Genomic DNA, 8352 nt, shown 5'->3' with positions numbered 1-8352 from the left:
GACAGTGCGGCGACGATGCAGCGGATGAGCGTGGCGGTCGACGAGCTCGCGCAGATCTCGGTCGAGCTGCGCACCCGCGTCGCCCAGTTCCGGATCTGAGCCCGCCGGTGAAGCACAGCACGTCGACCGCGTCCCCGGCCGGGCACCCCACGGGGTGCCCGGCGGGACGCACGGTCCTGCCCACGACCGCAGGGGGGCACGCGTGATCCGGGTGCTCGTCGTGGACGACTCGGTCGTCATCCGACGCCTCGTCACGCAGACCCTCGAACGGGACCCCGACATCACGGTCGTGGGGACCGCCGCGGACGGCCGGCTCGCCCTGGCGAAGGTCGAGCAGCTCGAACCCGACCTGATCACGCTCGACATCGAGATGCCCGTGCTCGACGGCATCGAGACGGTACGCGCTCTGCGCGCCGCGGGTCGGCGCATGCCCGTCATCATGTTCTCGACCCTCACGGAGCGTGGGGCCGGGGCGACGCTCGACGCGCTCACGGCCGGAGCGACCGACTACGTGACGAAGCCCAGCGGCACGGGCTCGGTGCAGACCGCTCTCGAACGGGTGGGCCTCGAGCTCGTCCCCAAGATCAAGGCGCTCGTGCCCGGTGCCCACCGGCCCGCAGCGGCGCGGCCGGGCGGTGACGCGGCGACCCCTGTGCCGACCACGCGCCGGGCCGCACCCAGGCGCCCCGTCCGGGCCGTCGTCGTCGGATCCTCGACGGGAGGGCCGGACGCACTGCGGCGGGTCTTCTCGGCGATCCGTGAACCGTTGCCCGTGCCGGTCCTCGTCGTCCAGCACATGCCTCCCGTGTTCACCCGTCAGCTCGCGGAACGGCTCGACCGTGAGGGGCCCACGACCGTGGTCGAGGCCGTCGGAGGGGAGATCCTCGCGCCGGGGCACGCCTACCTCGCTCCCGGCGGGCGTCATCTCGAGATCGTGCGCCGGGGCTCCAACCTGGCGACCACCGTCACGGACGGCCCACCGGTCAACTTCACGCGCCCCTCGGTCGACGTCCTGTACCGGTCCGCGGTCCAGGTGCTCGGGGGCGACCTGCTCGCGCTCGTGCTGACCGGCATGGGGTCCGACGGGCGCGACGGTGCAGGGGCGGTCGCGGCGGCCGGTGGCCACGTCGTCGCCCAGGACGAGGCGTCGTCCGTCGTGTGGGGGATGCCGGGTGCCGTGGTCACGGCCGGGCATGCCCATCAGGTCCTTCCGCTCGACCACCTCGCCCGAGCCGTCGTCTCGGCGATCGAAGGAGCACACGCATGACCGTGTCCACGCAGTCGTTCTCGTTCGTGAGCGACCTGGTCCGCCGTCACAGCGCGATCCAGCTCGCCCCTGGCAAGGAGTACCTCGTCGAGTCGCGCCTCGGCCCGCTGGCCCGGGAGAAGGGCCTGCACGGGATCGACGCCGTCGAGCAGTACGTGCAGAGGTACGTGCGCACCGGCTCGAGCGGCGAGATCGTGCGCGTGGTCGAGGCCATGACGACCAACGAGACGTCCTGGTTCCGCGACACCTCGCCGTTCACGGCCCTGCGCCGCGTCGTGCTGCCGACGCACGGCGACGGCGACCTGTCGATCTGGTCCGCGGCGTGCTCGACCGGTCAGGAGCCCTACAGCATCGCGATGGTCCTGGCCGAGCACGGGCACCAACGTTTCCGGATCCTGGCGACCGACATCAACGCGCAGGTGATCGAGCGCGCCCGCAGCGGCCGGTACAGCCAGCTCGAGGTCAACCGGGGGCTGCCCGCCCCGATGCTGGTCCGCCACTTCCGGCGGGCCGGCGTCGAGTGGGAGGTCGACCCCGCGCTCCGCCGGAACCTGACCTTCGAGAAGCACAACCTGCTCACGCCGCCTCCCGGCGTCGGGACGTTCGACGTGGTCTTCCTGCGCAACGTCCTCATCTACTTCGACATGCCCACCAAGCAGTCGATCCTCGCCCGGCTCCGTAGCCGGGTGAGACCTGGCGGTTACCTGATCCTGGGTGCCGCCGAGACGACCGTCGGTGTCGATCCCGCGTGGGAGCGCGTCGACGGCGCACACGGCTCCATCTACCGACTCCGAGGAGGCAGCGCATGAGAGCGCTGGTGATCGACGACTCGCGCGTGATGCGCCGCATCGTCGCGTCGACGTTGAAGGGTCTCGGCTTCGAGATCGCCGAGGCGGGGGACGGGCGCACAGCGCTCGACCTGCTCGAGGCCGGTGAACGCTTCGACCTGGCGTGCGTCGACTGGAACATGCCCGTGATGGACGGCCTCGAGCTCGTCCAGGAGGTCCGCAAGCGCAGGGACTGGCGCGACCTCACGCTCATGATGGTCACGACCGAGTCCGAGCAGAACCAGATCGTGCGTGCCCTCGCGGCCGGGGCGCACGAGTACCTCATCAAGCCGTTCACCCCGGATGCGCTCGAGGCAAAGCTCGACATGCTCGGGCTGCTGCCGCAGAAGGAGCTCGCATGACCGACACCACCTCGACGCTCGCACAGAGCGTCGTCCCGATGGCGCAGGACCTGTTCACCGCGATGGTCGACGGCGAGCCGGGTCTGCTCCTGCCCGTGGAGGCCCTGGAGGAGCCGATCGCCGACCCCCTGTACGCCTGGGTCGACATCGTCGGACCGGCGGTCTCGCGCACCCTGGTCATCACGGCCCGCGAGACCGCGGACCGGCTGGCCCGCTCGCTCCTGCTCAAGGAGGAGGACGAACCCGTGACGCTCGAGGACGTCCAGGACGCGCTCGGGGAGGTCGCGAACGTCGTCGGGGGGAACCTCAAGGCGATGATGCCCGAGGGGTCGTCGCTGACGTTGCCGGTCGTCGAGCACGTCGAGCCCTCGGCCTCCCGCCCGGCCGACCACGAGCAGGCGCTGCTCTGGTGGGGCGGCCCGATCCTCATCCAGCTGTGGACCTCGACGAACGGAGAAGACCTGTGAAGATCCTCGTTGCGGACGACAGCCGCGTCATGCGACAGATCGTCCTGCGCACCCTGCGCCAGGCAGGCTTCGGCGACTGGGACGTCGTCCAGGCCGGTGACGGTGCGGAGGCGCTCGCCCTGACCCATTCGGAGAAGCCGGACCTCGTCCTGTCGGACTGGAACATGCCCGAGATGAACGGGATCGACTTCCTGCGTGCCCTGCGCGCGGGCGGCTCGAGCGTCCCGTTCGGCTTCGTCACGTCGGAGGGCTCGCCGCAGATGCGCGAGCTCGCCGAGAGCGAGGGGGCGCTCTTCCTCATCGCCAAGCCGTTCGACGCCGGCACGTTCGAGTCGGCGTTGCGTCCCCACTTCCGCTGACCGCACCCACCAGAACTCCACCCACCGAACGACCCCGGAGGACCCCACTCGTGACCACCACGCCCTTGCCCCAGCTCAAGGAGATCAAGGACCTGTACGCGGGCCTGGTCGGCCGTGCGTGCACGGCCGTGCCGGCCGGCCAGCTCATGACGCCCGAGACGAAGGGACTCGTCGCGGCCACGTACCTGAGCAACCGCGGCCAGGTCGAGGCCGTCGTCGTGGTCGACGTCCCCCTGGGCGCGTACCTCGGAGCGTCGATCGGCCTCATGCCGCCCGGACCGGCGAAGGACGCCGCAGCGGACGGGAGGCTCAGCGACGTCCTGCTCGAGAACGTCTCGGAGGTTCTCAACGTCACGGCCGGGCTGTTCAACACCGAGGACGCGCCGCACCTGGTGCTCGCCGACGTCTTCGACTCGACGCGGGCCGCCCTGCCGGGGACGGCCGTCTCGTTCCTGCGCAGCACGGGGCGTCGGCTCGATGCCGCGGTGGAGGTCGCGGGCTACGGCGGGGGCGCCTTCACGGTGGTCCTGCGCTAGCGGGCCGCGCCCCGTCGTCCGACGCAGAGAGGCCCGTCCGGGGATCCGGACGGGCCTCTCTGCGTTCTGGGGCGTCGTTGCGGCGTGAGCGGGACGACGGCGTGCTTCAGGCCGTGACGAGCTCCCGACGCAGGTCCAGGCCCTGCCCGTCGAGGATCGTCTGGATCGCGGCACCGGTGTCCGGGTGCACGAGGACCGGGGCCATGAGGTTGACGCTCACGGCCCCGCCACGCGCGGTGGCGACCACGAGGACGACCGGTTCCTGGTCGCTCGCTCCGATGAGTGCGAGGTCGTTCGCGGGGATCGCCGGGGCGTAGTCGGGCACCCAGCGGCTCGGGTCGACGACGAGGAGCTCGACGCCGGGCGCGTCGAGAGCCGCGAGCGTGTAGACGCCGTCCGTCTGTTCCTCGAGCAGCTCGAAGCGGCGCGCGGTGAGGCCCGGAGGCGGGGTCACGAAGGTGATGGCGGTCATCGGAGATAGTCCATGAGAGTGGGCTGCAGGAGGTTGGACCCGATGCTCAGGGTCGCCTGGTAGGCGACCTGCTTGAGCTGGAGGTCGATCGCGATCTCGGCGAGGTCGGCGTCCTCGATCCCCGCGCGCTGGGTCGTGAGCGCGAGCTGAGAGTCGGCGTTGGTGTCCGTGGCGCGTTCGAGCTGGTTCTGCCGGGCGCCGACGGCGGTGTGCTGGGTCAGGACGGAGGACAGCCGGGCGTCCACGGCCCCGAGGTGGCTGCTGACGTTCGTGCCGGCCCTCAGGTCGGCGACGACCGTGTCGAGCAGAGCGAAGACCGAACCCGTTCCGGTGCCGAAGACCGCAGCCCCGTCGACGTCGACCTGGACGGTCGAGTCGGCACCGATGCGCCGCTCGACAGAGCTGCCGGGGACGCCGGTGAAGGTGTAGTCGTCACGGAACGCGACCCCCTCGTCAGACGTGCCCGCGAACACGCTGCGCCCCAGGAAGGTCGTGTTCGACTGGCGCAGGAGCTCGGAGCGCAGCTCGTCGAGCTCGACCGCGATGGCTTCGCGCGCGTCGGGAGACGCCGTGTCCGAGGCTCCCTGCATCACGAGGTCGCGCACGCGCTGGACGACGTCCGTGACGGACGTGAGCGCCGAGTCGAGCGTCGAGAGCCAGCCGTCACCGTTCTCGATGTTGCGCTGGTACTGCTTCTCGGTGGCGAGCTGGTTGCGCACGGACAGGGCGTTGGCCGCCGCAGACGGGTCGCTCGACGCGCGGACGAGCTTGCGGCCGGACGTGCCCTGCTCCTGGAGCTCGGCCATCCGGGCGAGGTTGGCCTGCATGCTTCGTGTGACGAACGAGGCCTGCATCTGGTTGGTGATGCGCACGGTTCTCCCCTAGGAGGCGGGACGGGCGGACGGGCCGGCGGGCCGGTGCTGCGGACTGCGGGTCACAGGCCGACACGGCCGGTGCGGTTGATGAGCTGGTCGAGCATCTCGTCGACCGCGGTGAGGACACGCGCGGCCCCCTGGTACGCGTGCTGGTACTGGACGAGGTTCACGGTCTCCTCGTCGAGCGAGACGGCCGAGTTGGACAGCAGGTCGGAGAACGCCGCGGTGGACGCGATGGTCGCGAGCTTCGCGTCGTAGGTCGCCGAGCTCGACTTCACGGCGATCGTCGCGACGTGTGCGGACCAGCCGGCGTCGGGACCGTCGGACGCGACGCCGAGCTGGGCGATCTTGTCCGCGACGGATCCGTCGAGCGCGCCCCCGCCCCCGCTCGCGGCGACCTGCGAGGGGTCGGTGACCGCGACCTTGATGCCAGACGCCGGGGGCTTGCCCGCGTCGAAGACGAAGAAGTCGCCTCCCGGTGCGCCCGTCGTGGTCTGGGCCGTCGTGTGCAGTGCGTTGACCTGGGCGGCGATCGTCGAGGCGAGGTCGTCGTAGCCTGCTGCGGCCTGGGCGTACACGCCACCGGACGACGCGGGGGCCAGGGCGGACAGGTGCCCGGCGAGGTCCCCGCCCTCGAGGGCGACCTGCGCGCCTGCTCGGTGCGCCCACTCGAGGCGGACAGGGTCCGTGGTCACGCCGTCCATCGACTGCGAGCCGGCCAGCTTGACCGGGTTGGTCGTGGTGCCGTCGACGAGCAGGTTGCCGCCCAGCAGGACGCTGACCGTGCCGTCCGGGTTCATGCTCGTCTGGGCCCCGGCGACCTGCGCGAGCGAGGCCGTCACCAGGTTCCGGTGGTCCACGAGCTCGTTCGCCGAGACGCCCTGACCTGCGGCGTCGCGGATCTGTGCGTTGAGCGCCGCGACCTTGTCCGCCATCGCGTTGACCTCCGAGACGAGGGAGGTCGCGCTCGTGCGGGACTGCTGCCACTGCCCGGCGACCTCGGCGCGACCCGCGACGAGCCGGTCGACGATGCCCACCGCACGCTCGATGACCACGCGAGCCTGGGCCTCCTTCCCGGGCGCGTTCGCGACGTCCTGCCAACCGCTCCAGAACGACTGCAAGGTTGCGGAGATCCCCGTGTCCGAGGGCTCGCCGTGGAGGTCCTCGACCGCGTTGAAGGCCGTGGCGCGCACCACGGAGTACCCCTCGTTCGACGCGGTCTGCCGCACTCGGGACTCGAGGAAGAGGTTCCCGAGCCGCGCGACGCCGTCGATGCTCACTCCCTGGCCGTTGCGCACGGGCTGGGCGAAGCGTGCCAGGCCCATCTCGGCCAGCGGGGCGACGGACGACTGCTGGACGCGCTGACGCGTGTAGCCGTTCGTGTTGAGGTTCGCCACGTTCTGACCGGTCACGTCGATACCGGCCTGTGCGGCGTTCAGGCCCTGGCGGGCGGTGTTGAGGATGGCGAACGAGCTCATGTGCGCGGTTCCTTACAGGATCGTGTCGAAGAGGCGGGCGACGGCGGACTGCGCCGTGGCGGCGCCGGTCGCGTCGTAGGTCCGCGCCTCACCGCCGAGCGTCGCGAGGGTCTCCTGCGTCGAGCGCGAGGCGTGGTTGACGATCTGGGTGTTGGTGTCCCGGACGGTCTTGATGCGCACGGTCAGCTCGGTCAGGCCCGCGAGGTGTCCCTCGAAGATCTCGCGCCACGGTCCGGTGCTCGGCGCGGCCGCCGCGATCTCGCGCAGCGTCGCGTCGGGGGACAGCCCCCAGGACGAGGCGACCGTCTCGGAGGCGACGGTGCGGACCAGGGTCGCCTCGCGCACCTTCTCCATGACGGTCTCGACCTCACGGTTGGCGTGCGCGAGCCAGCGCGTGCGGCCGGCCGTGAGGAGCAGCTGCTCCTCCTCGAGCTTGAAGAGCAGCATCTCCAGCAGCTCACGCTCTCGCCACAACAGGGTCGACAGCTCCTGAGGGCCCAATGCGGCTCTCCCTTACGTACGTCGTGGTCGGTCGGGACGGCGGGCCACGAGGCCCGCTCGGAGACCACTGTCGGCCGCCGCGGCGCAGATGTGGCGACTGATCGTCGACCGATCCGCATGGGAGTCCTTGACGCGGTCGCCACCGCGTACCTCGCAGCGTCCTCCTCGGTGCCCCACCGGCGCGACGCGGCGCGGGTGCCCAGCAGATGCCCAGCAGAAAGGTGCTTCGGCGTGAACCTCTCCGAGCGCAACGCTCTCGTCGTCGACAACCTTGCCCTCGTCGGCTTCCTCGTGTCCGACCTGTGCGCCCGAGCGGACCATCTCTCGCGGGAGGACCTCGCGTCGGTGGGGGCGATCGCGCTGACGACGGCCGCGACGGCCTACGACCCGGCACGGGGGGTGCCCTTCGGCGCGTACGCCCGACGCCGCATCGTCGGCGCCCTGTCGGACGAGCTGCGTTCCCAGGACTGGGCGCCCCGGTCCGCGCGCAAGCGGATCAAGGAGCTCACCGCGGTCGAGGCCGCACTGACGGCCTCGCTGGGCCGGGAACCGACCGACGTCCAGGTCGCCGAGGCGATGGGTGTCGTGGTCGCGGACGTCCGGGCGATCCGCGACGACGCGGGGCGCTCGATCGTCGCGGTCGACGACACGATGTACGAGCACGTGGTGCTCGACGCCCCGAGCCCCGAGGAGCAGGTGCTCGCGACCGAGGAGAGGCACGTCGTGCGCGAGGCCGTCGCGGCCCTGCCCCAGCAGCTGCGGTACATCGTTGAGGAGGTCTACTTCGCGGGCCGCACGGTGGGCGAGCTCGCGGAGGAGCTCGGGATCGGGCACTCGACGGTCTCGCACGCCCGCATCGAGGCGGTCCGGCTGCTGCGTGAGGGCCTCGAGGCGCACTACTCGGACCGGGAGTCGCGGGTGTCGGCGGCGCCGCTCTCCGCGCGGCGTCGCGACTACCTGGCCGACGTGGGGGACAGGGTCGCCGGCGGAGCGACGCGCCGTGCCGCCTGGTCCACCCCTGCAGCCTCCTGAGCGCAGGGTGACGGTCGCGACGAGATCTCACCCGCTCGACACCGACGACGGCGTGACACGTGCCGACAGTCTTGGTCGACCGGCCCATGGATGGGCTGGGGGACCATTCTTCTCGCCCGTCTCACGGAGGACTCATCATGGGCTTCAGCGTCAACACGAACGTTTCTGCACTGAAC

The 8352-nt window shown here is 71.2% G+C and carries 11 protein-coding genes; 7 read left to right on the top strand and 4 right to left on the bottom strand.

The annotated features are described in order from the left end of the window. Window positions 1-202 precede the first annotated feature (202 nt). The 6 genes from IE95_RS0118180 to IE95_RS0118155 are packed head-to-tail and all read left to right on the top strand — an operon-like array spanning window position 203 to window position 3818. Entirely contained in the window at window positions 203-1267 is a 1065-nt protein-coding gene (locus IE95_RS0118180; protein WP_030153596.1) for a protein-glutamate methylesterase/protein-glutamine glutaminase, read from the top strand. Continuing rightward, window positions 1264-2076, top strand: coding sequence for a CheR family methyltransferase (locus IE95_RS0118175; protein WP_030153594.1), 813 nt, complete (start codon window positions 1264-1266; stop codon window positions 2074-2076). The genes IE95_RS0118180 and IE95_RS0118175 overlap by 4 nt, the downstream gene beginning before the upstream one ends. Next, window positions 2073-2456, top strand: a complete 384-nt coding sequence (locus tag IE95_RS0118170) for a response regulator (protein ID WP_030153593.1) — start codon at window positions 2073-2075, stop codon at window positions 2454-2456. The genes IE95_RS0118175 and IE95_RS0118170 overlap by 4 nt, the downstream gene beginning before the upstream one ends. Beyond that, window positions 2453-2923 (top strand): chemotaxis protein CheX, encoded by a 471-nt coding sequence (locus IE95_RS0118165; protein ID WP_036572697.1) that lies wholly within the window; start codon window positions 2453-2455, stop codon window positions 2921-2923. Before IE95_RS0118170 ends, IE95_RS0118165 begins: the two co-directional genes overlap by 4 nt. Then, the gene (locus IE95_RS0118160; RefSeq protein WP_030153590.1) at window positions 2920-3282 is read left to right on the top strand and encodes a response regulator; all 363 of its coding nucleotides are present in this window, start codon (window positions 2920-2922) and stop codon (window positions 3280-3282) included. Before IE95_RS0118165 ends, IE95_RS0118160 begins: the two co-directional genes overlap by 4 nt. Before the next feature lie 50 nt (window positions 3283-3332). Further along, window positions 3333-3818 carry a hypothetical protein gene (locus IE95_RS0118155; RefSeq protein WP_030153587.1) on the top strand — a complete coding sequence of 162 codons (486 nt, stop codon included), beginning with the start codon at window positions 3333-3335 and terminating at the stop codon, window positions 3816-3818. Window positions 3819-3924: 106 nt separating this feature from the next. On the opposite strand, the gene IE95_RS0118150 is transcribed toward IE95_RS0118155, so the two are convergent. The 4 genes from IE95_RS0118150 to IE95_RS0118135 all read right to left on the bottom strand — a co-directional run bounded on the left by IE95_RS0118150 (window position 3925) and on the right by IE95_RS0118135 (window position 7144). Continuing rightward, complete coding sequence (locus IE95_RS0118150; RefSeq protein ID WP_030153585.1) at window positions 3925-4290, bottom strand: flagellar assembly protein FliW; 366 nt, start codon at window positions 4288-4290, stop codon at window positions 3925-3927. After that, window positions 4287-5162 carry a flagellar hook-associated protein FlgL gene (gene flgL, locus IE95_RS0118145; RefSeq protein WP_240666387.1) on the bottom strand — a complete coding sequence of 292 codons (876 nt, stop codon included), beginning with the start codon at window positions 5160-5162 and terminating at the stop codon, window positions 4287-4289. Before flgL ends, IE95_RS0118150 begins: the two co-directional genes overlap by 4 nt. Before the next feature lie 62 nt (window positions 5163-5224). Then, a complete protein-coding gene (gene flgK / locus IE95_RS0118140) occupies window positions 5225-6643 on the bottom strand; it encodes a flagellar hook-associated protein FlgK (RefSeq protein ID WP_030153580.1) in 1419 nt (472 codons plus the stop codon). Window positions 6644-6655: 12 nt separating this feature from the next. After that, window positions 6656-7144, bottom strand: coding sequence for a flagellar protein FlgN (locus tag IE95_RS0118135; RefSeq protein ID WP_030153578.1), 489 nt, complete (start codon window positions 7142-7144; stop codon window positions 6656-6658). A 231-nt stretch (window positions 7145-7375) separates the two neighbouring features. Here IE95_RS0118135 and IE95_RS0118130 point away from each other — a divergent pair, with 231 nt between their 5' ends. Beyond that, window positions 7376-8176 (top strand): sigma-70 family RNA polymerase sigma factor, encoded by an 801-nt coding sequence (locus tag IE95_RS0118130; RefSeq protein WP_030153576.1) that lies wholly within the window; start codon window positions 7376-7378, stop codon window positions 8174-8176. The last annotated feature ends 176 nt before the right edge of the window (window positions 8177-8352 follow it).

The organism is Oerskovia turbata (genome assembly GCF_000718325.1).
Classification (GTDB): domain Bacteria; phylum Actinomycetota; class Actinomycetes; order Actinomycetales; family Cellulomonadaceae; genus Oerskovia; species Oerskovia turbata.
This window is presented reverse-complemented; position numbering and strand designations above follow the sequence as displayed.